Genomic DNA, 26555 nt, shown 5'->3' on the forward strand with positions numbered 1-26555 from the left:
CACGCCTCACGTGGCCACCTCACATGCCATTTTATTGCTTGCGCAATACCCGAACCATACGGGCAAGGAGAACCGGACGCCCTGACGTACCGTGAACGGTGATGATCAGCGTGTATCGAACTTACAGGTACTAATGGCCCATTGACCCCCATTGCTAGCATCCCCCATCATCTGTTGTGGATCATGTAGGGGAGCGATGAACGCCCACGACGCCCTGGCAGACCTGGTCATCAGCAGCAAGCTCGTCCCGCCGGACGTCTCGCACGCGATCCACCGGCCCCGTCTCACCGAGCGGCTGGACCAAGGCGTCACCGGGCGGCTCACGTTGGTGATCGGACCGGCCGGGTCGGGCAAGAACTGGGCGCTCTCCTCCTGGGCCGGGCGGAGCGAGCGGCTGCCCGGGCCACTGGCCTGGCTCACGCTCGACGAGGAGGACAACGATCCGCTGCGGCTGTGCGCCCATCTGATCGCGGCGCTGAGGGGCGCCGTGGCACGGACCGGGGGCGCGGCGCCGCTGACGGTGAGCGTTCCGCCGCTCGCCTCGGCCGATTCGGTGGGCAGCCTGGTGACCCAGCTGCTCAACCAGCTCTCCGGGCTGCCGTCGCCCGTCGTCCTCGTCGTCGAGAACCTCCACGAGCTGACCGCGGGACCGGCGTCCGCGCTCCTCCTCCGGCTCGTCCGGCACGCGCCGGACCGGCTGCGCGTGGTCCTGTCGGCACGGACCGTCCCCGAACCCGCCCTGCGCGACGCGCGCCTGCGCGGGGAACTCACCGAAATCCGCAGCGCCGAGCTGGCGTTCCGCATGCCGGAGCTGCGCGAGCTGCTCGCCGCCAGGTCCGTCGAGCTCTCCGGGGCGGAGGCCGGCCGGCTGCTGTCCGGCACGGGCGGACAGCCTCTGGCCCTGCGGCTGGCGCTCGCCACCCTCCCCGAGGGCGATGACGGCGGCACCCGTTCCTGGGCCGCCATGCCCAAGCAGCTCGACCTGGTCCACCTGCGCCGGGAGGTGGTCGACCGGCTGCCCGAGGAGTGCCGCGAGGTGCTGCTGCGCACCAGCATCGTCCGCGAGGCCTGTCCGTCCCTCGCCCAGGCGTTGTCCGGCCGCAAGGACGCCGGTGCGATCCTGCACCGCCTCGCCGCCGAGTACGACCTGGTGACGGCCGTCGACCCGCAGGAGCCCGGCGGTCCCGTCCACTACCGGCACCACCCGATCGTCCGGGAGCTGCTGCGCGGCGAGTTCGCCGAGCGGACGGAGCGGCGCGGCGTCGAGGCCGTGCACCTGGCCGCGTGCGACTGGTACCGCCGCGACGGCCAACTCCTGCAGGCCGCGCGGCAGGCCGTCGCGGCGGGCCGGTACCGTCTGGGCCTGAGGCTGGTGCGTTCGGTCGGCTACCGGCTGTGCGTCAGCGGCCGGGCCCGCGCCGTGCTGGACGTCCTGGAGTCCGTACCGGCCCGCCGGCTGGAGGGCGACGCCCACGCCGTCCTGCTCGGTGCCGTGGCCCGGATCGCGGTCGAGCCCGGAACGGACGTCTCGGAGCGGCTGCGGCGGGCGGAGGAGCTGTTCGAGCGGGCGGCGTCCGCGAAACCGGCATCGGCGAAACCCGCGTCGGCGACGGCGTTGATCGCCTTCTGCCGCATGGTCGGCGACCAGTACCACGGGCGGGTGGAGGCGAGCCTGCGCCATGCCCGGGAGGCGGAGGAGCACCTCTTCCTGCCCGACCGGCCCTACCAGCTGGACGACGACACCCGGGCCGCCTTCTTCCTGCCGTACTTCGGCGAGTTCCAGTGGTGGAACGGACGGACCGACGAGGCCCGCGAGTCCCTGCGGCGCGGCCGGGCCGGGGCCGAGCGCGCGGGGGTCGAGTTCGCCGCGCTGCACAGCCGGCTCGTTGCACTGCGGATGGACATCGGGACGGGGCGGCCCGGGGGCGACGACTGCGTGCGCGAGCTGCTGCGCACCATCGAGTCCCGCGGCTGGGCCCACCAGCAGCCGCTGTGCGCCGTCTATCTCGCGGCCGGGTGGTGGGCATGGTGGCGGCACGAACTCGCCGAGGCCCGGGCCATGCTGGGCGCCTTCCGCTCCGCGACCGGCCGGCCGGGCTACGGGCAGCTGCTGGAGTCCGGCCTCCTGGAGGCCGAACTCCTCCTGGCGGAAGGGCAACCGGGGCGGACGCGGGACTGCCTCGCCGTGCTCCGTGCCCGGCTGGAGCACGGCGAGCCACCGGCGGCCTACCGTTCCCGGCTGCTGGCGACGGAGTGCCGCGCCGCGCTGGCCCTGGGCCTCGTCGACCAGGTACGGGCCCGGCTGCGCGGTGCGGACATCGGCCCGCCCGCGTCCGCCCGGATAGCCGTGGTCGCGGCACGGGCCCGGACCCTCGGCAAGGAGCCGCACGGGGCGCTCGACATCCTGCGCCTCCACTCCTCCGCCAAGGGCGCGCACAGCGCGCTGCGCGCGGACGTCTTCGTCGAGGCCGCCTACGCGCACTGGACGCGAGGCTCCCGGCACGCGGCGCTCGACGCGGTGGAGCGCGCTCTCGAAACGGCGGAACCCCTCGCCTACCACCGGCCGTTCGCCGACAACGGGACCTGGCTGCGCCCGCTGCTGCGCGCGCACCGCGCGGAGCGCCGGACACACGCCCGGTTCGTGGACGGGCTGCTGGGCGGGGACGACGTGCCGGCGGCCGCGGCCCCGGCCGCGGCCACGACCGTGCTGCTCACCCCGCGCGAGGCGCAGGTGCTGGCGGCCCTGCCGAGCCATCTGAAGCTCGCGGACATCGCGAAGGGCCAGTACGTCACGGTCAACTCCATCAAGACACAGGTGAAATCGCTGTACCGGAAGCTGGGCGTGTGCAGCCGCCGGGAGGCCGTCGAGGCGGCCGAGCGGCTCGGGCTCCTCGAATAGAGTCCTTCGCATTTCGGATGGAGCGCTTCAAGCGAATCGATCTTTTCACCCGCTTCGGGTGAAGCCCCTTCACCCGGGCTCTGGTTCCCTCGGAGGAACAAGATCCGTCATTCGCCTGAAGGGCCGTTTCGCATGACCGCCGTGTGCGCGTTGTTTCCCGGGCAGGGGAGCCAGAGCGTGGGCATGGGCCGTGACCTGTGCGCGTCGTTCGCCGAGGCCGCCGCCGTGTTCGACGAGGCGGGCGACGTCCTGGGGCTGGATGTACGGGAGTTGTGCTGGCGGTCGTCCCCGGCGGTCCTGGCCGCGACGGAGAACGCCCAGCCGGCGCTGCTGACCTGCTCCGTCGCGGCGTGGCGGGCACTCGGCACCGGCGGGGTGACCGCCGCCTCGGCGGCCGGGCACAGCGTCGGGGCGCTCGGCGCCCTGGTCGTCGCCGGGTGCCTCGGCTTCGGCGACGCGGTCGCGCTCTCCCGGCTGCGCGGCGAGCTGATGGCCGCCGCGCCCGGCGAGGGCGCCATGTGCGCGGTGCTCCTCTCCCCCTCGATGCCGCGCGAGCGCGTCGCGGAACTCGCCGGGGACTGCGGTGTGGACCTGGCCGCGGACAACAGTGCGCGTCAGGTGGTCTACTCCGGCGACCGGGAGCGGATGCGCGACTTCTCCTCCCGGGTGGGCGCCCGCGCGAAGGCCCTGGACGTCTCGCACGCGTTCCACAGCCGCTTGATGAAGCCGGTCGAGGAGGACTGGCGCGCCGCGGTGGACCGCGTCGGCATCCGGCCGCCGCGCATTCCGGTGGGCCTCATCAGCCGGGGCGTCTTCGGCACGGATCCGGCGGCCGTCCGGGCCGACCTGGTCGCCTCCCTGTGCGCACCCGTGCGCTGGCGCGAGGTCATGGCCGCCGCCGGGACGCGTCCGCGCGTGGCCCTGGGACCGGCCCGTTCGCTGGCCGGCATGGAACGCGGGGCGCACACGGCCGCGCCCGTCCGGGCGGCCGACACCTCCGCCGCGGTACGGGCCGCCCTGGCGGCCCTCCGCCCGCAGGCGGACCCCCACATCAACGATCGAGCCGACAGGCAAGGAAGTTGGGCATGAGCTCCTTCGGGTGTTTCCCCGATCCGTCGGTGGCCCTGGTCACCGGTTCGTCCAGAGGGATAGGCCGGGCCTGCGCCCTGGCCCTGGCCGAGGCCGGGTGCGACGTCGTCGTCCACTATGTGACGCAGCGTCAGGCCGCCGAGGACACCGCCGGGGAGGTCCGTGCGCTGGGCCGCAGGGCCCTGGTGGTACGGGCCGACGTGGGTGTGGAGGACGAGGTCCGTGCCCTGTTCCGGGAGATCCGCGGGGAGTTCGGCCGGCTCGACGTGGCCGTCGTCAACAGCGGCATCGTCGCGGACGGCCTGCTCGCCGCGATGAGCCTGGACAAGTGGCAGCGCGTCCTGACCACCAATCTCACCGGCGCGTTCCTCACCTGCCGGGAGACGGTCAAGCTCATGCACCGCACCGGTGGCTCCCTCGTGCTGATCGGTTCGACGAGCGGTCTGTCCGGGACGCCCGGCCAGGCCAACTACAGTGCCAGCAAGGGCGGTCTGCACGCCTTCGCGGCGAGCCTGGCCCGCGAGGTCGCCGACCGCGGGATCCGGGTGAACGCCGTCGCCCCGGGGTTCACCGAGACCGACATGCTGCGGGCCGCCGCGCCGGTCGTCCGCGAGAAGTACCTCCGGCTCATCCCCGCCGGCCGGCCCGGCACCCCGGCCGAAGTGGCCGCCGCCGTGCGCTTCCTCGCCTCCCCGGCCGCCGGTTACATCACCGGGCAGGTCGTGGTGGCCGACGGCGGCCTCACCGCCTGACCGTCCGCCCCCGCCTCCCCCTTCTCCCCCCGCCTCAAGGAAAGGTGCCCATGTCCACGACCCATGCCGACCTGCGCAAGCGCGCCGAGGCGCGCACCGCGCTCAACCAGCGGCTCAAGAACCTCCTCGTCGACAACCTCGAACTCGCCACCCCCGCCGGGGAGATAGGCGACGACCAGCCCCTGTTCGGCCGCGGTCTGGAGCTCGACTCCCTCGACACCCTGGAGATCGTGGTGATGGTCGAGGAGAACTTCGGCGTCTCCATCAGCGACGACGACTCCGGTGTCTTCGGGTCGGTGAACAAGCTCGCCGATTTCATCGTCGAACAGGGCGGCACCATTGAACAGAGCGGCATTGTCGAACAGGGCGGCATCGTCGAGCGGTCCGGGGAGATCCCCGCGGTGGAGAACGCCTGATGCCCGACCTGCTGTCCTTCGACGCGGACCGGATCCGCGCGATGCTGCCGCACCGGTGGCCGATGCTGCTGCTGGACCGCGCGTTCGACGTCGACCCCGGCCGCAGCGGCTCGGGCATCAAGAACGTCACCGTCTCCGAGCCGTTCTTCGCCGGGCACTTCCCCGCACAGTCCGTCATGCCCGGCGTGCTGCTGATCGAGTCGATGGCCCAGCTCGTGGCCGTCATCTACGGCGCCCAGCACCCCCAGGACGGGTCCGGCGGGGCCGCGGAGCGCGTCGGATACCTGGGCGCCATCCGGCAGATGAAGTTCTCCCGGCTCGTCGTTCCCGGAGACCAACTCCTGCTGCACGCCCGGCTCGGCACGAAGTTCGGCGCGCTGACGGAGGTCTCCGTCCGGGCGAGCGTGGGGTCCGAGATCGCGGCGAAAGGCTCCCTGATCGTCAGCGAGCGCCCGGGGGCGGATGCGGCGTGAGCGAGGTCCGTGCGTTTCGCCGCGGCGACGCGGAGCAGGTCGCCGGCCTCTTCCACCGGCAGCAGGTCGGTCCGCACACGGCACGCGAGCACCCCATGGACGCGGCGGGGCTCCTCGCCGTCCTCGACGAGCGGGGCGTGCGCCGGATGCAGGTCGCCGAGTCCGGCGGGAGCGTCATCGGCACGCTGGGTTTCTTCCGCACCTCCGGGCAGCGGGTGGCCGCGCCGGACGAGGCGTTCGCCGGCATGTTCGTCATCGACGCACGCCACCGCGGCGGCCTGATGGCGGGACGGCTCTTCGCCGAATCGATCCTGCCGCTGCTGGACGACGGGGTGGATGTGCTGCGCACCGAGGTGCGCCCCACCAACCGGCGGGCCGCCCCGCTCTACGAACGCGTGGGATTCGTCGCCCTCGACGGCCCGGCCGCCGACGAGGACGGCTACACCGAGCTGGTCAGCTTCCTCCCGCGCGTGCTGCGCGGGCTCCGGGAGCGCTACCCCGACCTGGACTGGAACTCCCTTGCCGTGGGCGCCAGTTGGCGCAGCCTGATCAACCGGTCGGACCCGGACGCCACGCGCGTCGAGACCGTCGACGGCCGCGCCGTCGTCCGCTACCGCTTCGCGGTCGGCGACGCCTCGGTGTCGGCGGCGGTCGACGGTCCGACGGGCACGCTCACCGAGCTCGACGTCACCGTCGCCGGGGCCGTCACCCGCAACCGCGCCGTCCCGCCCCACCCGGAGCCCCCGGCCCCCGTGCACCGCCACAGCGACGGCACATGGAGCCTCGCCCTCGACGGCGGTACGGGCCTGGTGACCGTCCACCACGACGCCCACCTCGGCGCGCTGCTGCTCGACCCGTGGCCCGTGCTGGGCCCGCCCTTCCTGACCGGCTGGCGCCGTCAGGCCCGGCGGCGGCTGACCGTCCGGGAGACCGACGGCGGCTGGCACGTCACCGAGGGCGACGGCCGGGCGAGCCTGCACCGGGAGACGGTGCTCCGCGACGGCGTGCTGCACCAGCGCGTGTGGTGGCAGGGCCCGACCCCGCCCATGGACTCACTGCTGGCCCTGCCCTGGCACCAGTTGCGCCAGGCCCGCCTGGTCACCGGCGACGGCGTCCTCCCGTCGGTCCGCGGGCTCTGCCCCGAGGACCTCACCGACTACGAGGCGCTGTCCGCCGCCCGCCCCCATCCGCTGTGGGGCGGGCGCGTCGCCCGGGGCATGGCGTGGTGGGACCCGGCGAGCGGGCTGACCCTGCGGCCCGAGTGGGACGCGGACACGGAGGCGCGCTTCGGCGGCGCGGCCCTGCCCGCACTGCGCCACCGCCTCGCGCAGGGACCGGAGTTCGGCTACCGCGTGCGGCTGTCCCGGACGGGGAGCCCGGCGCTGCCGGCGCCCGGAACCGTCCCCGCCGCGCTGCCGGGCCTGCGCCCCTGCGCACCGGCCCCCGAGGCGGCTCCGTCCCGGGCGCCGGCCCATGTCGCCTTCGGGCGGCGGACGGTGGCCCGCCGCACCGTCGCCACGGCCGCGACGCCCGACGGCGAGCTGCTGCTGAGCGCGCCGGACGGAGGTGTCGTGGCATGGCGCGACGCCGGCGGACGGATCCTGTCGAGCCCCTTCCCGCGCCGCCGCCCCCTGGGGTCCCTCACCGAGTGGCGCGCGGGACTGTGGATGGACCGGCAGGGCCCCCGGGAGAATCCGGAGACGGGTCTGGGCTGGGGCGAGACCACCCCCACGACCTGGGAGCCGGACGGTGGCTTCGGGCTCACCGCGCACCATGCGCACTGGTCGATGTCCCCTTACCGTGACGGGAGTTGGGCGCTCCAGCTGACCGGCGCGCCCGCCCCGGCGGACGGCGAGGCCGTCGTCCACCTCACTCCCGCCGCACCCTCCTCGCCCGAGCTGCTGCTGGCCGGTGCCGACGGCGCCGTCTGGCACACCACGCCGCCGCCCGCGGGGCGGCTGTGGGCCTCGGCCCTCGCCGTGCGGCTGACGGACGGCCGCTGGCTCGCCTGCCGCCCCGCGGGCGGTACGCACCAGGAGGTGCTGTGCCGAATCCTCGACGGCGGCGTCCTGGTCAGTCTGGTCGGCCGACACGCGGCGGGCCGCGAACTGGCCGCCGCGTGGACGCTGACGGTGGCGTCCGGCGAGCAGGAGGCGGCACTCACCCTCACCCACCGGACCGCACGGGAGGCCGTCGGCACATGCGCATCATGATCGTCTGCCCCGGCCGGTTCAGCCTGGGCGAACTGCACAACGCCATGCTGCTGGCCGGGCAGTTGCGGCGGGCAGGGATGTCCCCGCTGCTGGTGGTGGCGCCGCAGAACGCGGCGTACGCAAGCGCCGCCGGCGTACCCGTACGCGAGTTCGCGCCGCGCCTGACCCGGCAGGACGCACAACTCGCCGCCATTGCCGAGGAGTTCGGCCCGGACGGCGTCATCCTCGCCGACCACCACCTGCTCACCCTCGAACCGGCCCCCGTCACCCTGGACGGCCTGCGCGCCCTGGGCCGGCCGCTCGCCGCCGTCGACTCCCTCGCCCTGGGCGCCGGCGCCCCCGGGATGACCATGGAGATCGCCCGGCTGCCCGGCGCCGAGGCCGTACGCCGCTGGTACGCGCCCCGGATCGACATCCCGCCGCTGCCGGAGGACGTCACCCCGCTGCGCCCGGTGCCGGTCGCCCCGCCGAGCCGGACCGACGGGGCGTTCCGGCTCTACGACACGCCGCCCGTGGTGGACCGCGACCGGGCCCTCGCCGTGCGCGCCGCCCATGGGGTGGGCGAGGACGGGCTGCTGGTGGTGTTCCCCAAGTCCGCCTGGGCGTCGACCGCGTTCGACTACATCGCCAAGGCCACCGGCTCGCGCTGCGACCACCGCGGCCTGTTCCGGGCCTGGCTGGCCCGGATCCTGCGGCGGCTGGACCGCCCGGTCACCGTCGTCGGCGTCGGCCGCGGCCCGGTAGCGTCCGGTCCGGCCGACGACGCGGTGCGGTTCGTGAACAGTGCACCGCTGCCGCTGCGGGACTTCACCGAACTGCTGGGCGCAGCCGATCTGTTCCTCACCGACAACATCACCTCGTGCGCGATGGCCCGCGCGACGCTGTTGGGCACCCCGGCGGTCGCCCTGCTGCACGAGGGCGGCACGGTCCCGCCGCAGGACCCCGCCGACCGGGCCGTCCTCGACGCCTTCGAGGAACATCTGCCGGGGGTGCTGTTCCCGTACGCGGTGTTCCCCTACGGCTGGCGGGCGGAGCTGGCGCCACTGCTCACCGGCAACCCGTTCCTCGACGCGGTGGCCCGCGCCCCCGTCTACCACGCGGCCGCCGCGGCGGAGCGCATCGCCGAGGTCCTCGCCGCATCCGGGCGGGGCCGCGTCCCGGGCCGCGACGAGCTGCTCGCGTCCATGACCCACCTCCCCGACGGCCCGCAGGCCGTCGCCGCCTGGCTGCACACCCGCCGCTGAAGACCCCCCGCAGCCACCGACCCACCCGGCACAAGGAGCCACCCCATGACCACCGTTGACACCGACTACCACATGCTGCGTACGACCGTGGGGGTCTACGAGCGGGCCGACGCCCTCCTCGAACTCACCGGCCTGGAGCGGGCCGAGCTGCTCGCCCGCGTGCTGGCCCGCGACACGCAGTACGTCGAGCCGCTGACCGTCTCCGACAGCCTCGTCCTCACCGAGGACGGCCTGCCGCAGGACATCGTCGGCCACCTCGAACTCGACGAGTCCACCTGGCTGTTGGCGGGCGATGCCCGGCTGTCCGACGTGCTGCGCGAGGAGGCGGCGACCGCCGGTCTCACCGACGTCACCGTCACCGACCGCACCGGCGCGTACGAGGCGGTCGCCTTCGAGGGCCCGCTGGCCTGGCGGATCGCGGCCCGGCTGACCGACTTCGAGGTCTCCAGCCTCGTCCTGGGCGGGGTGTGCGAGGTCCAGGCGCCCACCGGCTCCGCCCCGGCGCTGCTCGCCCGTACGGGCACCACGGGCGAGTACGGCTATGTGCTGCTCGCCCCGGCGGGCCTCGGCATCCGCGCGTGGGCCGAGGAGGCCGCCGCGGAGCTGGCGGGCGGGCCGGTCGGGTCCGCCGCGCTGGAGCGGGCGCGGCTGGAGGTCCGGCACCCCTGGGTGTCGGCGCGCGGCGCGGGGCTCTCGGCGCGCGAGGCGGGGGTGCAGTGGCTGATGACCGCGGGCCGCGAGGATCCCTTCCGCGGCGGCGAGGCACTCGCGACGCTGCCCGTTCCGCGGCGGGGCACGGTGCTGCTCGCGTCGGACGGGCCGCTCGCCGAAGGGGCCGACGTCTTCGCGGGCGGCGAGAAGGTCGGCACCGTACTGTTCACCACGGCCGCTCCGCAGGGCGGGCCGGAGCTGGCGATGGGTCTGCTGGAGCAGCCGTTCGCGGTGCCGGGCCTGGATCTCACCGCGGGCTCCGGCGACGCCGTGCGGACGGTGTCGTCACCGGCCGTCGTGCCGGTGTCCTGGTCCCGCCGCATCGGGGAGTGACCGTGCGCGCCAACCTGCATGCTCCCGGGGGCCGTTGCGGTGCGAGGCCGACCGCGGTCATCACCGGTGTCGGCATGGTCTCGGCCCTCGGGTCCGGCGTCGAGGAGTCCTGGGACAACCTCGTCGCCGGCCGCGGCGGCATCGTCGAGGCCGACCGGATCGATCTCACGGGCCTGTCCACCGGATTCGCCGGACAGGCCCCCGGCCTGCCCGCGCCCGAGGGCGGCGACCGCCCCGACCGGGCCGTCGAACTCGCCCTCGCCGCGGCCGGGGAGGCCGTGCGCCGCGGCCGTCTGGCCGGGGCCGGATACCGGCCCGGGCGGCTGGGCCTGGTGGTGAGCACCTCGCTGGGCGGCACCCCCACCGGCGAGACGTTCCACCGCGCGTGGCTGGCCGACGGGCTGGCCGCCGCCGACCCGCGACCGCTGTCCGCCTACACCCTGCACGCCTGCGCCGACGCGGTGGCCACGGCCCACGGTCTGCACGGGCCGCGGTCGGTGGTCTCCAACGCCTGCGCGGCGGGCGGCGTCGCCATCGGCTACGCCCTGGAGCTGCTGTGGGGCGGGGACGCGGACGCGGTGCTGTGCGGCGGCGTGGACCCGCTGAGCCTGGTGTCCTTCAACGGCTTCAACTGCCTGGGCGCGCTGGACGAGCACCCCTGCGCCCCCTACACCCGCTCGCAGGGCCTCACGCTCGGCGAGGGCTCGGGCTTCCTGCTGCTGGAGCGCGAGGACCGGGCCCGCGAGCGCGGCGCCGAACTCGTCGCCGCGGCCCTCGGATACGGGCTGACGGCGGACGCCCACCACCCGACCGCCCCCGACCCCGGCGGAGCGGGCGCGGTCCGGGCGATGGCCGTGGCCCTGGCCGAGGCGGGGCACGAACCCGCCGAGGTGGACTACGTCAACGGCCACGGCACCGGGACCCCCACCAACGACGTGGTCGAACCCAAGGCCATCCGCGGCCTGTTCGGCACTCCCCCGCCGGTGAGTTCGACGAAGTCCCTCATCGGCCACACCCTGGGCGCGGCCGGCGCCATCGAGGCCGTGTGCTGCGCGCTCGCCGTGCAGCGCGGCGTGCTGCCGCCCACCCTCACCGACGGCCCCTCCCCCGGGGACCTGGACATCGTCCCGGACCGCGGGCGCCCGGGACCGGCCGCGCTCACCCTGTCCAACTCCTTCGGCTTCGGCGGCAACAACGCCTCCGTCGCCATCGGCGCCCCCGCCCGCCCCCGTACCGTCCCCGCCCGGGACGAGCCCGCCCGGCGGGTCGTCGTCGCCGGGGCCGCCGGGCTGGCCGGCAACGCCGTGGACGACGCGGGCCTCGCGGCCGCCTTCGACACCGCCTCCCCGCTCTACGGCGGCGAACCGGTGACCCTCGACGGCTTCGGGCCGTATCCGCTGGGACAGCCGGATCTCAAGGCCATCACACGGGGCATCAACCCGGCCGTGCTGCGCCGCATGGACCCGCTGGGCCGGCTGGCGGCCGCCGCCGTCAAGCAGTTGCACGACCGGTGCGGGCGGCCGGGCCGCGCGGAGGCCGAGCGCACCGCGCTGCTGTTCGCCACCGGCACCGGGCCGATCAGCACGGTGGAGCGGTTCCACCGCGACGTCGTTCTGCACGGCCCGTCGGCGGCCGACACCCGGCTGTTCCCCAACACCGTGATGAACGCGGCCGCGGGCCATGTCGCCGTGCTGCACCGCTTCCGCGGCGCCACCGCGACCGTCTCCAGCGGCGGCACCAGCATGGCCGGCGCCCTGCACTACGCCTACCGCCTCGTCCGCCGGGGAGCGGCCGAGCGGGTGCTGGTGCTGGGCGCGGACGAGGCGCCGGACGTGCTGCTCGCCGGCTACCTGAAGCGGCGCGGCTACCTCGGCCGCGAGGGCGTCCGGCCCTTCCACGGGGGCGGCACGGTGCTGAGCGCCGGGGCCGTGGCGGTGCTGGTCACCTCCCAGGCGGAGGCGGAGCGTTCGGGGCTGCGACCGCTCGCGGAGATCACCGGGTTCGGGCTGACCGGCGACTCCAGCGGGATCGCCGGGATCGACCGGTCCGGGACGGCCTGGGCGGACGCCTTCCGCACGGCGCTGGACGCGGCGGGCATCGGCCCGGACGAGGTGGACCTGGTCTCGGCCGCCGCCATGGGACATGTCGTGGCCGACCGGGCCGAGTTGTCCGCGCTGCGCCGGGCGGGCCTGGACTCCCGTCCGGTGGTGGCGTCCAAGTCGGTCGTGGGCGACGCGGGCGGGACCGCGCCCGGGCTCGCCCTGCTCGCGGCCCTGCGGGCCATGGACACCGGCCGGCTGCCCGGCACCTGGGGCGTGGACACCGCGCCGCGCACGCTGCCCGGGCTGGTCCCGGCGGCGGGCCGGGAGTACGGAACGGTGCGGCATGCGCTGGTCTCCGGCTTTGCGTTCGGCGGCAGTTACCAGGCCATGACCGTCTCCCGGTGGCCGGCATGAGCGCGGTGCAAGGACTGATACCGCAGCCGTCGGGCCTCGACCGGGAGGACGACGTCCTCACGGCCGAGGGGCTGACGAAGACCTTCGGCACCCGCACGGTCGTCGACGGCCTGTCCCTGCGGGTCGGCGCGGGCGAGATCCTGGGCTTCCTCGGCCCCAACGGGGCGGGCAAGTCCACGGCCATCGCCATGCTCACCGGCATCCTGCCGCCGGACCGGGGCGCCGTCACCATCGACGGACTCCCCCTCGGCGGCCGGACGGCCCGCACCGCCAAGTCCCGCATCGGCGTGGTGCCCCAGGAGATCGCCCTCTACCCGAGCCTGACGGCCCGTCAGAACCTGCGCTTCTTCGCCGGGGTGCAGGGACTGCGGGGCGCCGCGCGGGACGGACGCGTCGACTGGGCACTGGAGGTGACCGGGCTGACCGACCGCGCGGCCGACACCGTCTCCTCCTACTCCGGAGGCATGCAGCGCCGCCTCAACATCGCCGCCGGGCTCCTGCACCGGCCCAGGATCGTCTTCCTGGACGAACCGACGGTCGGCGTCGACGCCCAGAGCCGCGGCCTCATCTTCGAGACCGTGCTGCGGCTCCGCCGCGAACTGGGCATGTCCGTGGTCTACACGAGCCACTACATGCCCGAGGTCGAGCAGCTCTGCGACCGCATCGTCATCATCGACCGGGGCAGGCTGCTCGCCGAGGGCACCCGGGACGAACTCGTCGCCCCGCTCGGCGACGGCCTGCTGCGCTGGGAGCTCCCCGGCGGCGCCCCCGAGGCCGTGCGCCGCGAACTGGCCGCCCACGGACGGGTGGAGAGCGAGGACGTACCCGGCGGCACGGCCCTCGTCATCACGGCGCACGACCTGGCGCGCGCGCTGCGTGCCGTCACCGACCTGGCCGTCCGGCACCGACTGCCGCTCACCGGGCTGCGCCTGGACCGGCCCGACCTCGAATCCCTCTTCCTCCATCTCACCGGCCGCGCGATCAGGGACGGTTCCTGAATGTTCACCGTGATCCGCAAGGAACTCGCCGTCGTCCTGCGCGACCGGGCGGCGATCCTCACGCTGTTCCTCTCCCCCCTGCTGTTCATCACCGTGATGAGCCTGGCCCTCGGGCAGGCGTTCGCCGGCCTCGGCGAGACCGCCAAGGTCAAGGTGGCCGTCGTCGACCACGACGGGAAGGAGGCCGGCCGCGCCCTGATCACCGCCCTCAAGAGCGGCAGGGACCTGGAACTGGTGACGGGAGGGATCGACGAGGCGGACGCCGACCGGCTGGTCCGGACGGGGAAGAGCACGCTCGCGATGGTCATCCCCGCCGGATTCTCCCGGGACACGGCCGCCGGGCGCGTCCCCCGGGTCGGCTTCGTGGTCGACCCCGCGGCCTCCGGCCAGGTCGTCCAGCCCCTGGAGGCCGCCCTGAAGGCGACCGCAGACCTCGTCGCCACGAAACAGCACGCCGTCGCCGCGCTCTCCGCACAGCTCGCGAGGACCAAGGACCCGGCAGCACAACGCAAGTTGAGCGCGGACATCGAGGCACTGCGCAAGCAGCAGGCGGGCGCCGCCGCCAAGACCCGCTTCCCCGCCGGCACCGAGCAGACCGCCTACCCGACGGTCTTCCAGCAGAACGTCCCCGGCTACACCGTCATGTACGTCTTCTTCATCGTCACCACGATGGCCGGCTCGATCATGACGGAGCGGCGCGAGGGCACCTTCCGGCGCCTGCTGTCGACACCGCTGCCGCGCTCACGGCTACTGCTCGGCAAGATCCTGCCGTACGTCCTCGTCACGATCGTCCAGGTCGTCCTGCTGACGGCGTTCGGTCGCCTCGCCTTCGGCATGTCCCTGGGCGACCATCCCCTCGCCCTGATCCCCGTCACCCTCGCCCTGGCGTTGTGCGCCTGCGCGCTGGGCGTCCTGCTGGCCGCCTGGGCCCGTACGGACTCCCAGGTCAGCGGGCTCGGCACGATCGCGGTCCTGGTGCTGGCCGCCCTGGGCGGCTGCATGGTGCCGCTGGTCTTCATGCCGGACTTCATGAAGTCCATCGCCCGATTCACGCCGCAGGGGCAGGCATTGACGGCCTACCAGGACGTCCTGGTGCGCGGCGCGGGCGTCACGGACGTGCTGCCCGCGACCGGCATCCTCTGTGCCCTGGCCGCCGTCTTCGTGGCCCTGGCCGTGCCCAGGTTCCGGTTCCTGCGGTGAGCGTGCTCCTGCTGGCCGACGCGCCGGGGATGCCGGCCGACGACTTCGGGCGCGCCCGCAGCCCGGCGGGGCGCACGCTCGTCGACGCGGCGGCCGGCCAGGTGCCCGCGCTGGACGGGCTGCGCGCGGTCCGGGACGAACGGGGCTGGCACTGGCCGGGCACGTCCTGGCGGGCCGGCGTCTCGCACACCGGCCCGGCGGGGGCGGTCCTGCTCGCCGAGGGCACCGGCATCGGCGTCGACCTCCAGCGCGAGTGCCGCCGCCCGGCGGCACTGCGCTGGCTCGGGCGCGTCCTGGCCGCCGGGGCGGCCCCCGGCGAGGACGTCCCGGCGCCGGACCTGCGCACCTGGGCCGAGGTGGAGGCCCTGCTCAAGGCCCGGGGCACCGCCGGGCGCCGCCCCGACCGCGTCCCGCCCCCGCCCGCCCGGCGGCCGGGCTGGCGCGAGTGCCACGACGGCCTGTGGCTGCTGAGCACCTCCGCCGCCCCGGCCCCGCCCGGAACCCACCTCGCCGTCGCCGCCGACCGCCCGCTCGCGTTCCGCGTCCGGATCCAGCCCCACCTCTCGCACCGCAGGAGCGTCCGCCCATGAAGGCCCTCGTCCTCGCCGGCGGCACCGGCAGCCGGCTGCGCCCCATCACCCACACCGCCGCCAAACAACTCCTGCCCGTCGCCAACAAACCCGTCCTCTTCTACGGCATCGAGGCCATCCGCGACGCGGGCATCACCGAGGTGGGCGTCGTCGTCGGCGACACGGCACCCGACATCCGGGCCGCGCTCGGCGACGGCTCCCGCTTCGGGATCCGCGTCACCTACATCCCGCAGGAACGCCCCCTGGGGCTCGCCCATGCGGTCCTGATCTCCCGCCGGTTCCTCGGCGACGACGACTTCGTGATGTACCTCGGCGACAACTTCGTCGTCGGGGGCATCGCCCCACTCGTCGACGAGTTCCGCGCCGAACGCCCCGACGCCCGGATCCTCCTGACCGAGGTGCCCGACCCCGGCGCCTTCGGCGTCGCCGAACTCGACGCCGAGGGACGGGTCGTGGGCCTGGAGGAGAAACCGGCCGCGCCCCGCAGCGACCTCGCCCTCGTCGGCGTCTACCTCTTCACCCCCGCCGTCCACGCCGCCGTCCGCGCCATCTCCCCCTCGGCCCGCGGCGAACTGGAGATCACCGACGCCCTCCAGTGGCTTCTCGACACCGGCCACGAGGTGCGCTCGACCCGCATCACCGGCTACTGGAAGGACACCGGCAACGTCGACGACATGCTGGAGGTCAACCGCTCCGTCCTCGACACCCTCGCCACCCGCGTGGACGGCACCGTCGACGCCGCCTCCGAACTCGTCGGCCGTGTCGTCGTCGAGCCCGGCGCGCGCGTGACGGCCTCGCGGATCGTCGGCCCCGCCGTCATCGGCTCCGGCACGACGATCACCGGCTCCTACGTCGGTCCGTACACCTCCATCGCCGAGGACTGCGAACTCCGCGACAGCGAGATCGAGTTCTCGATCGTGCTGCGCGGCGCCCTCATCGACGGCGTGCGCCGCGTCGAGGCGTCCCTCATCGGCCGCGAGGCCAGCGTCACCCCCGCCCCCCACGTCCCCGCCGCCCACCGACTGGTGCTCGGCGACCACAGCAAGGTCCAGATCCACGCATGACGTCCACCGCTCCACGCCTCCTGGTCACCGGCGGCGCCGGTTTCATCGGCTCCGCCTACGTCCGCATGCTGCTCGGCCCCGAGGGGCCCGGCGACATCGCCGTCACCGTCCTCGACAAGCTCACCTACGCGGGCTCCCTCGGCAATCTGGAACCCCTGCTGGGCGACCCGCGGCTGGAGTTCGTGCGCGGCGACGTCTGCGCCCCAGGGCTCGTCGGCCGGCTCGCGGCCGGGCACGACGGGATCGTGCACTTCGCCGCCGAGTCCCACGTCGACCGCTCCATCGACGGCGGCACCGGCTTCGCCCGCACCAACGCGCTCGGCACCCAGACCCTCCTCGACGCGGCCGTGCGCCACGGCGTCCGCACGTTCGTCCACGTCTCCACCGACGAGGTGTACGGCTCCATCGACCGGGGCTCGTGGGCCGAGGACCAGCCCCTGGCCCCCAACTCCCCCTATGCCGCCTCCAAGGCGGCCGCCGATCTCCTCGTCCTCGCCGCCCACCGCACCCACGGCCTCGACGCCCGCATCACCCGCTGCTCCAACAACTACGGGCCGCGCCAGTTCCCCGAGAAGATCGTCCCTCGCTTCGTCACCCGCCTCCTCGACGGGCACGACGTACCGCTGTACGGCGACGGCGCCTGCGTGCGCGACTGGCTCCACGTCGACGACCACTGCCGCGGCGTCGAACTCGTCCGCACCCAGGGCCGTCCCGGCCGCGTCTACCACCTCGGCGGCGGCACCGAGCTCACCAACGAGGAGCTCACCGGGCTGCTCCTGGACGCCTGCGGCGCGGGACGGGAGCGGGTGCGCCACGTCCCCGACCGCAAGGGCCATGACCGCCGCTACTCCCTCGACTGGACCCGCGCCCGCGACGAGCTCGGCTACCGGCCGCGGACCGGCTTCGCCGCCGGGCTCGCCGCGACCGTCGCCTGGTACCGCGAGAACCGCTCCTGGTGGGAGCCGCTGCCGCGATGACCTGTCTGATCACCGGGGCGCGCGGCATGCTCGGCCGCGACGTCGCCGCCGCACTGCGGGCCGCCGGCCACGACGTCGTGCCGCTGGGCCGCGACGTCCTCGACATCTCCTGCCCGTCGTCCGTCCGTTCCGCCCTCGCCGCCGTCCGGCCGCGCACGGTCGTCAACTGCGCCGCGTACACCGCCGTCGACGCCGCGGAGCACGACGAGCCCACCGCGTACCGCGTCAACGCCGACGGCCCCCGCCACCTCGCCGAGGCGTGCGCCGACAGCGGCACCCGGCTCGTCCACATCTCGACCGACTACGTCTTCGCGGGCGACGCCGCCAAAGGCGCGTACGACGAGAGCGCACCGACCCGTCCCCGCACGGTCTACGGACGCACCAAACTGGCCGGGGAACGCGCGGTGCTGGAGACCCTGCCGGAGACGGGCACCGTGCTGCGCACCGCCTGGCTCTACGGCGCCCACGGCCCCAACTTCGTTGCCACCATGGCCCGGTGCGCGGCCGGGGAGGGGACGGTCGACGTCGTCGCCGACCAGTACGGACAGCCCACCTGGACCGTCGACGTCGCGGCACGCGTCGCCCGGCTGCCGCCCGTGCCGGGCGTGCTGCACGCCACCTGCGCGGGCGAGACCACCTGGTACGGCCTCGCCCGCGAGGTCTTCGCGCTGCTGGGCGCCGACCCCGGCCGCGTACGCCCCGTCACCACGCGGGACATGCCCCGCCCGGCACCCCGCCCGGCCCGCTCCGTCCTCGGCCACGCCCGCTGGGACGCCGTCGGGCTGCCGCCCCCGCGGCACTGGCGCGAGGCCCTGCACGCCGCCTGGCCCGCCCTGGGCCTCCCCGGGAGGACCGTGTGAAGCCGCTGTCCATCGAGGGGGCCTGGCTCCGGACCCCCACCCTCTTCCCCGACGACCGCGGAACCTTCCACGAGGCGTTCAGGGCCGAGGAGTTCACCCGTCACCTCGGCCGTCCGCTGGACCTCGCGCAGATGAACGTCTCGGTCTCCCGGCGCGGGGTCGTGCGCGGGGTGCACTTCGCCGACGTGCCGCCGGGGCAGGCGAAGTATGTGACGTGTCCGCGTGGGGCGGTCCTCGACGTCGTGGTCGACGTCCGCACCGGATCGCCCACATACGGGAGTTGGGAGGCCGTCGAACTCGACGAGCGCAACCACCACGCCCTCTTCCTCGCCGAGGGCCTCGGACACGCCTTCGTCGCCCTCACCGACGACGCGACGGTGACGTATCTGTGCTCGCAGGGCTACGCCCCGGGACGCGAGCACGGTGTGCACCCCTTCGATCCGGCACTGGCCGTCGCCTGGCCGGACGGCATCGTCCCGGTGCTCTCGCCCAAGGACGCCGCCGCGCCGACCCTGCGGGAGGCGGAGGAGGCGGGGATCCTGCCGTCGTACGAGGAGTGCGTGGCCTACGCGACGGGCGGGCGCGCCTTCTGACGGCCGCCGGGAACCCAGTTGCCGTGGAGGCCGAGAGGAACCCGCACGGGAAGGTGGATACGGGCGACCGGCTCGCCCGTGAAGTCCTGGGCGGACAGGATCACCAGATCCGCCGCGCCGCGCACGGGGTCGTGCGCGTACGCCATCACATAGCCGTCGTCCTCCGCGGTGGGCGACTCGGCGGGCACGAACACGCCCTCCCCGACGGCCCCGAACCGGCCGAACTCGTGCGTCTCGGTCGTGCCGCGGACCAGGTCGTGCTTGAGCAGCGCACTGGTCAACTTGACCCGGCCGTGAACGGCCGGACTTGGAGGTAGCGCCCAGCTGGCCGCTGGGTGAACTCCCCCGTCCAGACACCCCTATGGGGTGGCAGGGACGCGTGACTCACGCCCCGTTCTCCACACAGCCTCACCCTTGCGGGCAAGGTTGCGGGAAGCATTCCGGTCCGCGTGGGCAACGACCCCGCAATTCCGGCAGATGAAGAGGGCCTGGCCTGCCCGGTTCTTCTTGTCGATGCGGCCGCACTCGCTGCACTGCTGCGAGGTGTAGGCAGGATTGACGAAGACTACGGGCACGCCCGCCCGCCTGGCCTTGTAGACGATGAAGTCTCCGAGCTGGGCGAAAGCCCAGGAATGGAGCGCGACCCGTTGGGGCTTACGGAGCCGTACCCTCTGCCGGATTCCCCTGAGTTCTTCCAGGGAGATCCCGCACGAGGTGCGTTCAGCCTCGGTCACGATCGTCTTGGCGATGATGTGGTTGGTGTTGGCAGCGTGGCGCTGCTCGCGCCGACTGCGCTTCTTCAGGAGCCGTTTGGCGGACTTGGTGCCCTTACCCTGGAGTTTCCTGCGCAAGTCGAGCTGCCGCTTGCGGTGCCGGGTCAGGCCGCGCCCAGCGGCCAGATAGCCGGTGGACGTAGTGGCGATGTTGACGATGCCGAGATCGACGCCGATGAAGCCATCGGGCTCGTACTGCTCAGCCTCCGGGACGTCGCAGGTGGCGATCAGGTAGAACGCGCCGTCGCGTGCGATCAGGTCGGATTCACCCTTGCGATACGCCTGGAGCGTCTTGAGCGCATCGGCGGAGCAAGCGAAGCGGACGTTCTTGATGCGCCCAGCAGTGGTCCAGATGCTCACAGTTCGAGCGTCGTACTGCCACGACAAGCACCGGTCGTCGTACGGCTGCGCGGCCTCGGGCCGGAACGTCACCGGCTTCGCCCCGGCCTTCCGGCGCCGCTTCGAACCCGGCCTGCCGAGGTTCCCGGCCTTGATGTTGGCCTTGAGCGTGGTGTAGGCGTCGCGGGTCTTCTTGATCACATGCTGGGCGGCCTGCGATCCCAGCCCCCGCGCCCTCAACTCGGCGTAGGTGTGCTTGCGCAGCTCGTACTCACGCGGGACACCCCGCTCGAACGCAACCGAAGACACCCAGTTCGCGGCCTCGTTGACGGTGCGCAGGGTCGCCAATAGCGCGGCGGCCTGCCCGGCCTCCGGCATCACCTTCACCTGCACGACGATCCTCACCCATGCAGTCTATCGAGAGGCGCTGACAACAGGGCGCAGATCCGTGAACACGCGTAGATGAGAACAGTGTTGGGGAACCATTTCTCCCCGGGCCTGAACACCCGGGAATCCTCAATAGGTTCAGCTGATCCCCGCGTCCGGCCGTGTGCCCCCGGGCCGGCGGGCGGCGCGTACAGCGCGGCGACGACCACGTACCCGTACCGGTGGGGACGCCCCACGCACAGGGAGTGGCCCGGGGGGGAACTCCTGCGTGCGGTCGTCGAGGCGCCTTTCCTTGCGGCAAGGTCGATCCGCCAGCGATCCGGGGTGGGGCAGCTGGCGCCGAAGTTCCTGATGCCCAGGCTCTCAGGGTGTCGGATGATGCCGACGGCGCTCTCCGCTTCGCCTCGTAGGCGTTGAGGTCTGACGCCGCAGGCCCGGCGTGACCTCGAACCAGCGCACCGCGCCGCCTTTCAGGGGCATCACGCCCACCCGCGCCGAGTGGGACGCGTCCCAGACGAAAGACACTCCGATGGCCAGGTGCGTGGCACATAACACGACGAGCGTGCCAAAAAGGACCATATAGACGCCCTTTCCACCGACTTTGTCACGGAGCATCCCGTTCGGGTGAGGAAGCAACCGATCCCGGGACGCGACGAAAGGCCCCGGCTACGGTCGAGCGGTCGGGTGGGCCGTGATGCCGGGGGGCAGGCATGGAGCTGAAGCGCTGGCTGGAACGCGGGGTCGACGCCTTCGAGGCGTGGACGGGTTCCTACGAGGAGTACGCCGCCCATCCGGCCACAGCGGTCGACGAGGACGCCTGTGCCGCCGGGTTCGACGAGCTGGTCGCCCGGCTGCACGGCAGCTACCCCTTCTTCCACCCCTGCTACGCGGGGCAGATGCTCAAGCCTCCGCACCCGGCCGCCGTCGCCGGATACCTCGCCGCGATGCTCGTGAACCCCAACAACCACGCCCTGGACGGCGGCCCGGCCACCTCCGTGATGGAGGAGGAGGCGGTACGTCAACTCGCCGACATGATCGGCCTGGAGGCCTCTCTCGGGCACCTCACCAGCAGCGGCACGATCGCCAACCTGGAGGCACTGTTCGTCGCCCGGGAGAGCCGTCCCGGCCGCTCCGTCGCCGTCAGCGCCGAAGGCCACTACACCCACGCCCGGATGTGCCATCTTCTGGGCCTGCGGGTGCACCGCGTACCGGTGGACGACCGGGGGCGCATGGACCTCTCCGCGCTGGAGTCCCTGCTGGCCACGGGTGACGTGGGAACGGTGGTCGCCACCACCGGGACCACCGCGCTGGGCGCCGTCGACCCCGTGCACCGCATCGTCCCGCTGGCGCGCCGCCACGGCGCCCGCGTCCATGTGGACGCCGCGTACGGCGGCTTCTTCGCGCTCCTCGCCGACGACCCGCTCATGGACGGGGCAACGGGCCGGGCGCTGCGGGCCGTCGCGCACTGCGACTCCGTGGTGGTCGACCCGCACAAGCACGGCCTGCAACCCTACGGCTGCGGCGCGGTGTTGTTCGCCGATCCCGAGACGGCCCGGTTCTACCGGCACGACTCCCCCTACACCTACTTCACCTCGGACCGGCCGCACCTGGGCGAGATCAGCCTCGAATGCTCCCGCTCCGGAGCGGCCGCGGCCGCCCTGTGGCTGACCCTGCGGCTCCTGCCGCTCACCCGGCGGGGCCTGGGCGGCGTGCTCGCCGCCGGGCGCAGAGCCGCCCTGCGCTGGGCCGGACTGATCGGCGGCTCCGAGCTGCTGGGGCTCTACCAGCCCCCCGAGCTCGACATCGTGACGTACTTCCCGCGCACGGAGCCCGCCGCCCTGTCCCGCATCGACGCGGCGTCGCGGGAGATCCTGCGGCAGGGGATGGAGGACGGGAGGAACCCGGTGTTCCTCAGCGTCGCGCGCGTGGGCGCCGAGGCCTTTACCGGCCGCCACTCCTCCGTCGTCCCGGACCTCGATCACACCCGCGTCCTGCGCAGCGTCCTGATGAAACCGGAGAGCGAGCCGTATCTGGACACCCTGCACCACCGCGTGGAGGACCTCGCGAAGGCGGCCCGGTGACCGTCCACGACGCCGCGTACGACCGGTACTTCGGCCTGCTGAGGACACCGGGGCGGCTCCTCACCGCTCCCGTGGTCGCGGCCGTGACCGGCGACCTGCCGCACACCGGCCTCACCGGGGACCGGCGCGGCGCCCTCGCCGAGGGGATGTGCCTCGCCTCCCGCATCGTCGCCGCCGGGCACTCCCGCACGCCGTTCGGCACGGAACCCGTCGACGGCCTCCCGGACCCGCTGCGCCGCTGGAAGCTCGGCCACCAGGTGTTCCATCTGCTGCTTACGGCCATGAACTCCGGCCTGGACGACGCCCTGGCCGCGACGCGGACCGCCGCCTGGCCGTCGCTGCTCGACGGCATGGAGCAGCTGCGCCTGCTGTACGACGCCGCCACCGCCGCCATGGAGTACGCCTCGGACTTCCCCGCCGCCGTCTACCGGGACGAGGTCCGCCCCACCATGGCGCCTCCGCATCTGCCCCCGGGATTCTCCGGAGTGTTCAACCGCGACCACCGCGTCATGGTCCGCCGCATGCGCGGCCTCGAACACGCCGTGCGGGCCCTGTCCCCGGACGTCCCGCCGCTCGCGGCGGTCCACCGCGGGGCGGCCGCCCTCCACAGCGCCCAGCGGCGCAACCGCCGTCATCACGTCCGGATCTGCCGTCGCTGTGTACCGGACGGCGCGTCCCTGCTGCAACTCCACCTCGTCCGGGAGGACTCGGCGTGCGACACCGACTGACCGACCGTCAGAACGTCACCGCACCGGCCGTCGACGCGATCGAGGGCATCGACGCCCGGACGGGCCTGCGGCTCCTGGACGGTCTGCTCGACGAGGCCGTATGGCTGGACCACTGCCCGTTCGTCAGCGCGTCGTTCGGCCCGGCACCGCCCTGGCTCCGCCATGAGCCGGTCTCCGCCTGGCACCCCGTGCCCGCGCCACCGCCCGGCGCGCCACCGGGTGTTCCGGGCCCGCGCCGCGTCTGCGTCTCGTTCGCGCCCGAGCACGGCACGAACGTCCACGACTGGGCCCGCGCCCACGGCTATCTGCTGCTCGCCCCGGAGCCCGGGATCACCGACCGGGCCGCGGACAAGATCCGTGTGCTGGAGCTGTTCTCGGCGGCGGGCGTGCCCGCCCCGGACTCCGTGCTCGTCCCGGCGGCCGGCCGGGCACCGGCCCGGGCGTACTGGAACGACCGGTGGCCCGGGGCGGTGGTCCAGCGCCGGCAGAACAATCTCATCGGCCGGGGCACCGCCTCCGTCGACTCCCCTGCCGAACTGGAGCGTCGGCTGGCCGCCTGGCCGGACGAGGCCCTGCGGCTGAGCCGTCGCGCCTCCGGGATCTCCCTGACCGTCACCGCGTGCGCCGGGCCGGACAGGACCGTCGTCTCGGCCGTGTCCCATCAACTGGTGGGGCTGCCCGAGCTCGCCGCCTCCTGGGGACAGCACTGCGGCAACCGGCTCGTGCACCCCGGCGACCTCCCGGAGGGGCTGTACGCGCAGGCCCGCGACGCGGCCCGCCGCGTGGGCGAGGTGCTGCGCGCCCAGGGCTTCCGGGGCGTCTTCGGCCTGGACCTCGTCGAGGACGGCGGACGGCTCCTCGCCGTCGAGGTCAACCCCCGCTTCCAGACGGTCGTTTCGCTCGTCCACGCCGCCGAGCGCGCCACGGGGCTGCTGCCGTCCCTCGGGCTGCACCTCCTCTCCTTCCTCCTGCCCGCACTGCCCGTGTCCACGTCCCGGTCGCTGCCGTCGGGCCTTCGCCGGCCGAGCCAACTGGTCGTCCACGCCGCCGAGGACACCACGGTGCGCGTGCTCCCTGCGGCCGGGCGCTACCGCCACGACGGCCGGACGGCGAGCGGTCCGCTCGCCGCGCCTCCCGACCTCGCCGGGCTCGGCGACGACGAGGCCCTGTGGTGGGTCATCGCCCGGCCGGGCCCGGTCACCGCCGGCCAGGAGCTCGCCCTGCTCCAACTCCCGCTCCCCGTCGCCCCCCTCGCACCACGGCCCCGCCTCCACCCCGGCGCACGGGCCTGGACCACCGCCTTCCGCGAGGGGACCACGACCGGGGCGGCGGAGCCGCCTCCGCCCCCGCTCCGCCTGCCCGAGGGGCTCATGCGCGAGGCGGGCCGGCACGCGATCGACCTCGTCGTCGACCGGTTCACGGGCGCGCGCGACCGCCCGCCCCTCCGCGTCCCCCCGCCCGACGCCCTGCGGGCCGCCCTGGACGAGCCCCTGCCCGAGGACGGCACCGGCGACCTGTGCGCCCTCCTCGACCGCGTCACCCGGGACGCGCTGGGCGAGGCCACCCGGCTGGACCACCCCCGCAGCTTCGCGTTCACCCCCGCCACGGGCAACTTCCCCGCCGTGCTCGCCGACGCCCTCGCCTCCGCCCACCTGTCGGTACCGGGGGCATGGCTCGTGGGAGCCGGACCCACCCAGCTCGAACTCACCACCCTGGACTGGCTCAAGACGCTCCTCGGACTCCCCGGGGAGACCGGCGGCCTCTTCGTCAGCGGCGGCTCCGTGGCCAACCTCACCGCCCTGGCCGTCGCACGCGACCAGCTGCTCGGCGACGACCGGACCGGTGCCCGTCTCTACTGTTCCGCCCAGGCCCATCCCTCGGTCGCGCGCGCGGCCCACCTCGTCGGCCTCACCCACGACCGGCTCTCCGTCGTCCCGGCCGACGACGACCTCCGGCTGGACCCGGTGGAGCTCGCCCGGCGCGTCCGCCGCGACCGGGCCACCGGCCTGCGGCCGTTCGCCGTGGTCGGCACCCTCGGCACCACCGGGACCGGCGCCGTCGATCCCCTCGACGCCCTCGCCGACCTCTGCGCGCGGGAAGGGCTCTGGTTCCACATCGACGGCGCCCACGGCGCGGCGGCCGCCGCCACCGTGCGGGGCCACGGGCTGCGTCCCGCGCTGCGCCGTGCCGACTCCCTCACCGTCGACCCGCACAAGTGGCTCTTCCAGCCCTACGAGATCGGGTGCGTGCTGCTGCGCCGCCCCGAACTGCTGCGCGCCACCTTCGATCTGGCCCGCCACGCCCTGGACAGCGGCTATCTCGGCCCCACCGTTCCCCGGGGAGCCGAGGTGAACCTCTCCGACCACGGCCCCCAGCAGAGCCGCGGGCTGAGGGCCCTGAAGCTGTGGCTGTCGCTGAAGACCTTCGGCGCGCGGGCCTTCCGGGAGGCGATCGACCGCGGCATGGACCTGGCGGAGCACGCTGCCGCCCTGATCGCGGACCGCCCCGAGCTGAGGCTGGTCACACCGCCCAGCCTCGCCGTCCTCACGTTCCGCTACCACCCGGAGGACGTTCCGCCCGGCTGGGACGCCGACCGCGCACAGGAGTACATCAGCCGGGCGGTCTGCGCACAGGGCGAGGCCCTGTTGCTCACCACCCGGGTGCGCGGTGCCGCGGTGCTCCGGATGTGCACCGTCAACCCCACCAGCACCCGGGACGATGTCGCCCATGTCATCGGCCAAGTGGCCCTCCATGGCCGCCGTTTGCTCATGGAGGTCAGGGAATCAGCAGCGCCGAAGGACCCGTGATCCGCCGCACCCCGTGCTCCGTGGCACACGCCGGGACGTCGAGGGTGAGCTGGAGGCCGGGGGAGGCGACCGCTCCGCCCCGGAACTTCCCCGACACCACCTTGCCCATGACCAACACCACTGCCTGACCGGCTACTTGCCGCACATCCCCCAGGGGGTAGACGATCACGCTCCGCTCACCGGTGTTCCAGGTGACCGTCTCCACCGTGGTGGCCTCGGAGGTGAAGCAGCCGTTCGTCCCGCCGCCATGGATCACGGACCGCCCCGAGGTGAGGCCGGGAACGGTGGACGCGCAGTGGTAGGTGCCCGAGCCGCCGATCCGTGTCCTGCGAGGCAGAAGGCTCAAGCCCGGTGAGAAATCGATCGAGTTGGTGCCGAGGCAGCTCACCGTCGCCTTCTCCTCCCGCTCCCGCGCCGACGCCTCCGTGGCCCCCGCCGCCATCAGTCCCATGGCCAGGGCGAGACTCGCCCACCTCCGCGCCCACAACCTCAACCGCTGCATGTTTCACGCCCCTTGGTCACTCCGGCCCACCGCCGGCACCCGCATCCTCCCGGACGCCCGGGCCCCCGGC

22 protein-coding genes are annotated in these 26555 nt (G+C 74.0%); 19 read left to right on the top strand and 3 right to left on the bottom strand.

What is annotated here, in order from left to right; genetic code table 11:
• Positions 1-196 precede the first annotated feature (196 nt).
• From AB8735_RS05280 to rfbC, 16 genes are all read left to right on the top strand, one after another.
• Positions 197-2899 carry a LuxR C-terminal-related transcriptional regulator gene (locus AB8735_RS05280; RefSeq protein ID WP_372405663.1) on the top strand — a complete coding sequence of 901 codons (2703 nt, stop codon included), beginning with the start codon at positions 197-199 and terminating at the stop codon, positions 2897-2899.
• Positions 2900-3031: 132 nt separating this feature from the next.
• Positions 3032-3988 carry an ACP S-malonyltransferase gene (locus AB8735_RS05285; protein ID WP_372405664.1) on the top strand — a complete coding sequence of 319 codons (957 nt, stop codon included), beginning with the start codon at positions 3032-3034 and terminating at the stop codon, positions 3986-3988.
• Entirely contained in the window at positions 3985-4740 is a 756-nt protein-coding gene (gene fabG / locus AB8735_RS05290; protein ID WP_372405665.1) for a 3-oxoacyl-ACP reductase FabG, read from the top strand. The genes AB8735_RS05285 and fabG overlap by 4 nt, the downstream gene beginning before the upstream one ends.
• Before the next feature lie 50 nt (positions 4741-4790).
• Positions 4791-5156, top strand: a complete 366-nt coding sequence (locus AB8735_RS05295; RefSeq protein ID WP_344023049.1) for a phosphopantetheine-binding protein — start codon at positions 4791-4793, stop codon at positions 5154-5156.
• Positions 5156-5629: a 3-hydroxyacyl-ACP dehydratase FabZ gene (gene fabZ, locus AB8735_RS05300; protein ID WP_344023047.1), complete on the top strand. Its 474-nt coding sequence runs from the start codon at positions 5156-5158 to the stop codon at positions 5627-5629. The genes AB8735_RS05295 and fabZ overlap by 1 nt, the downstream gene beginning before the upstream one ends.
• Positions 5626-7842 (top strand): GNAT family N-acetyltransferase, encoded by a 2217-nt coding sequence (locus AB8735_RS05305; protein ID WP_372405667.1) that lies wholly within the window; start codon positions 5626-5628, stop codon positions 7840-7842. Before fabZ ends, AB8735_RS05305 begins: the two co-directional genes overlap by 4 nt.
• Positions 7830-9086, top strand: coding sequence for a DUF6365 family protein (locus AB8735_RS05310; RefSeq protein WP_372405668.1), 1257 nt, complete (start codon positions 7830-7832; stop codon positions 9084-9086). The genes AB8735_RS05305 and AB8735_RS05310 overlap by 13 nt, the downstream gene beginning before the upstream one ends.
• Positions 9087-9131: 45 nt before the next feature.
• Positions 9132-10130 carry a hypothetical protein gene (locus AB8735_RS05315; protein WP_372405669.1) on the top strand — a complete coding sequence of 333 codons (999 nt, stop codon included), beginning with the start codon at positions 9132-9134 and terminating at the stop codon, positions 10128-10130.
• A gap of 2 nt (positions 10131-10132) precedes the next feature.
• Positions 10133-12586: a beta-ketoacyl synthase N-terminal-like domain-containing protein gene (locus AB8735_RS05320; RefSeq protein ID WP_372405670.1), complete on the top strand. Its 2454-nt coding sequence runs from the start codon at positions 10133-10135 to the stop codon at positions 12584-12586.
• The gene (locus AB8735_RS05325; RefSeq protein WP_372405672.1) at positions 12583-13584 is read left to right on the top strand and encodes an ABC transporter ATP-binding protein; all 1002 of its coding nucleotides are present in this window, start codon (positions 12583-12585) and stop codon (positions 13582-13584) included. Before AB8735_RS05320 ends, AB8735_RS05325 begins: the two co-directional genes overlap by 4 nt.
• A complete protein-coding gene (locus AB8735_RS05330; protein WP_344023035.1) occupies positions 13585-14784 on the top strand; it encodes an ABC transporter permease in 1200 nt (399 codons plus the stop codon). It begins immediately after the preceding gene.
• Positions 14781-15374: a hypothetical protein gene (locus tag AB8735_RS05335; RefSeq protein WP_344023033.1), complete on the top strand. Its 594-nt coding sequence runs from the start codon at positions 14781-14783 to the stop codon at positions 15372-15374. Before AB8735_RS05330 ends, AB8735_RS05335 begins: the two co-directional genes overlap by 4 nt.
• Positions 15371-16438, top strand: coding sequence for a glucose-1-phosphate thymidylyltransferase (locus tag AB8735_RS05340; RefSeq protein WP_344023031.1), 1068 nt, complete (start codon positions 15371-15373; stop codon positions 16436-16438). The genes AB8735_RS05335 and AB8735_RS05340 overlap by 4 nt, the downstream gene beginning before the upstream one ends.
• Positions 16435-17415, top strand: a complete 981-nt coding sequence (gene rfbB, locus AB8735_RS05345) for a dTDP-glucose 4,6-dehydratase (RefSeq protein ID WP_372405673.1) — start codon at positions 16435-16437, stop codon at positions 17413-17415. Before AB8735_RS05340 ends, rfbB begins: the two co-directional genes overlap by 4 nt.
• Complete coding sequence (rfbD, locus tag AB8735_RS05350; protein WP_372405675.1) at positions 17412-18275, top strand: dTDP-4-dehydrorhamnose reductase; 864 nt, start codon at positions 17412-17414, stop codon at positions 18273-18275. The genes rfbB and rfbD overlap by 4 nt, the downstream gene beginning before the upstream one ends.
• Complete coding sequence (gene rfbC, locus AB8735_RS05355) at positions 18272-18868, top strand: dTDP-4-dehydrorhamnose 3,5-epimerase (protein WP_344023025.1); 597 nt, start codon at positions 18272-18274, stop codon at positions 18866-18868. Before rfbD ends, rfbC begins: the two co-directional genes overlap by 4 nt.
• On the opposite strand, the gene AB8735_RS05360 is transcribed toward rfbC, so the two are convergent.
• Entirely contained in the window at positions 18841-19149 is a 309-nt protein-coding gene (locus AB8735_RS05360) for a carotenoid oxygenase family protein (RefSeq protein WP_344023023.1), read from the bottom strand. The genes rfbC and AB8735_RS05360 overlap by 28 nt on opposite strands.
• Before the next feature lie 78 nt (positions 19150-19227).
• Entirely contained in the window at positions 19228-20358 is a 1131-nt protein-coding gene (locus AB8735_RS05365) for a transposase (RefSeq protein ID WP_344023097.1), read from the bottom strand.
• 719 nt (positions 20359-21077) lie between these two features.
• Between AB8735_RS05365 and AB8735_RS05370 the strand changes: the two genes are divergently transcribed.
• The 3 genes from AB8735_RS05370 to AB8735_RS05380 are packed head-to-tail and all read left to right on the top strand — an operon-like array spanning position 21078 to position 25983.
• Positions 21078-22448: an aspartate aminotransferase family protein gene (locus tag AB8735_RS05370; protein WP_372405676.1), complete on the top strand. Its 1371-nt coding sequence runs from the start codon at positions 21078-21080 to the stop codon at positions 22446-22448.
• A complete protein-coding gene (locus AB8735_RS05375) occupies positions 22445-23176 on the top strand; it encodes a hypothetical protein (protein WP_372405677.1) in 732 nt (243 codons plus the stop codon). Before AB8735_RS05370 ends, AB8735_RS05375 begins: the two co-directional genes overlap by 4 nt.
• On the top strand, positions 23161-25983 hold the full coding sequence (locus tag AB8735_RS05380; protein WP_372405679.1) for a pyridoxal-dependent decarboxylase: 2823 nt from the start codon (positions 23161-23163) through the stop codon (positions 25981-25983). The genes AB8735_RS05375 and AB8735_RS05380 overlap by 16 nt, the downstream gene beginning before the upstream one ends.
• On the opposite strand, the gene AB8735_RS05385 is transcribed toward AB8735_RS05380, so the two are convergent.
• Positions 25952-26485 (bottom strand): hypothetical protein, encoded by a 534-nt coding sequence (locus AB8735_RS05385; RefSeq protein ID WP_372405681.1) that lies wholly within the window; start codon positions 26483-26485, stop codon positions 25952-25954. The genes AB8735_RS05380 and AB8735_RS05385 overlap by 32 nt on opposite strands.
• Positions 26486-26555: the final 70 nt, after the last annotated feature.

This window comes from Streptomyces luteireticuli (assembly GCF_041519305.1).
Lineage (GTDB): Bacteria > Actinomycetota > Actinomycetes > Streptomycetales > Streptomycetaceae > Streptomyces > Streptomyces luteireticuli.

Coding starts and splice junctions, on each gene's coding strand:
- AB8735_RS05370 (WP_372405676.1), top strand. CDS start 21,078: ATGGAGCTGAAGCGCTGGCTGGAACGCGGGGTCGACGCCTTCGAGGCG.
- AB8735_RS05295 (WP_344023049.1), top strand. CDS start 4,791: ATGTCCACGACCCATGCCGACCTGCGCAAGCGCGCCGAGGCGCGCACC.
- AB8735_RS05315 (WP_372405669.1), top strand. CDS start 9,132: ATGACCACCGTTGACACCGACTACCACATGCTGCGTACGACCGTGGGG.
- AB8735_RS05330 (WP_344023035.1), top strand. CDS start 13,585: ATGTTCACCGTGATCCGCAAGGAACTCGCCGTCGTCCTGCGCGACCGG.
- rfbB (WP_372405673.1), top strand. CDS start 16,435: ATGACGTCCACCGCTCCACGCCTCCTGGTCACCGGCGGCGCCGGTTTC.
- AB8735_RS05340 (WP_344023031.1), top strand. CDS start 15,371: ATGAAGGCCCTCGTCCTCGCCGGCGGCACCGGCAGCCGGCTGCGCCCC.
- AB8735_RS05325 (WP_372405672.1), top strand. CDS start 12,583: ATGAGCGCGGTGCAAGGACTGATACCGCAGCCGTCGGGCCTCGACCGG.
- AB8735_RS05285 (WP_372405664.1), top strand. CDS start 3,032: ATGACCGCCGTGTGCGCGTTGTTTCCCGGGCAGGGGAGCCAGAGCGTG.
- AB8735_RS05365 (WP_344023097.1), bottom strand. CDS start 20,358: ATGCCGGAGGCCGGGCAGGCCGCCGCGCTATTGGCGACCCTGCGCACC.
- fabZ (WP_344023047.1), top strand. CDS start 5,156: ATGCCCGACCTGCTGTCCTTCGACGCGGACCGGATCCGCGCGATGCTG.
- AB8735_RS05310 (WP_372405668.1), top strand. CDS start 7,830: ATGCGCATCATGATCGTCTGCCCCGGCCGGTTCAGCCTGGGCGAACTG.
- AB8735_RS05280 (WP_372405663.1), top strand. CDS start 197: ATGAACGCCCACGACGCCCTGGCAGACCTGGTCATCAGCAGCAAGCTC.
- fabG (WP_372405665.1), top strand. CDS start 3,985: ATGAGCTCCTTCGGGTGTTTCCCCGATCCGTCGGTGGCCCTGGTCACC.
- AB8735_RS05385 (WP_372405681.1), bottom strand. CDS start 26,485: ATGCAGCGGTTGAGGTTGTGGGCGCGGAGGTGGGCGAGTCTCGCCCTG.
- rfbD (WP_372405675.1), top strand. CDS start 17,412: ATGACCTGTCTGATCACCGGGGCGCGCGGCATGCTCGGCCGCGACGTC.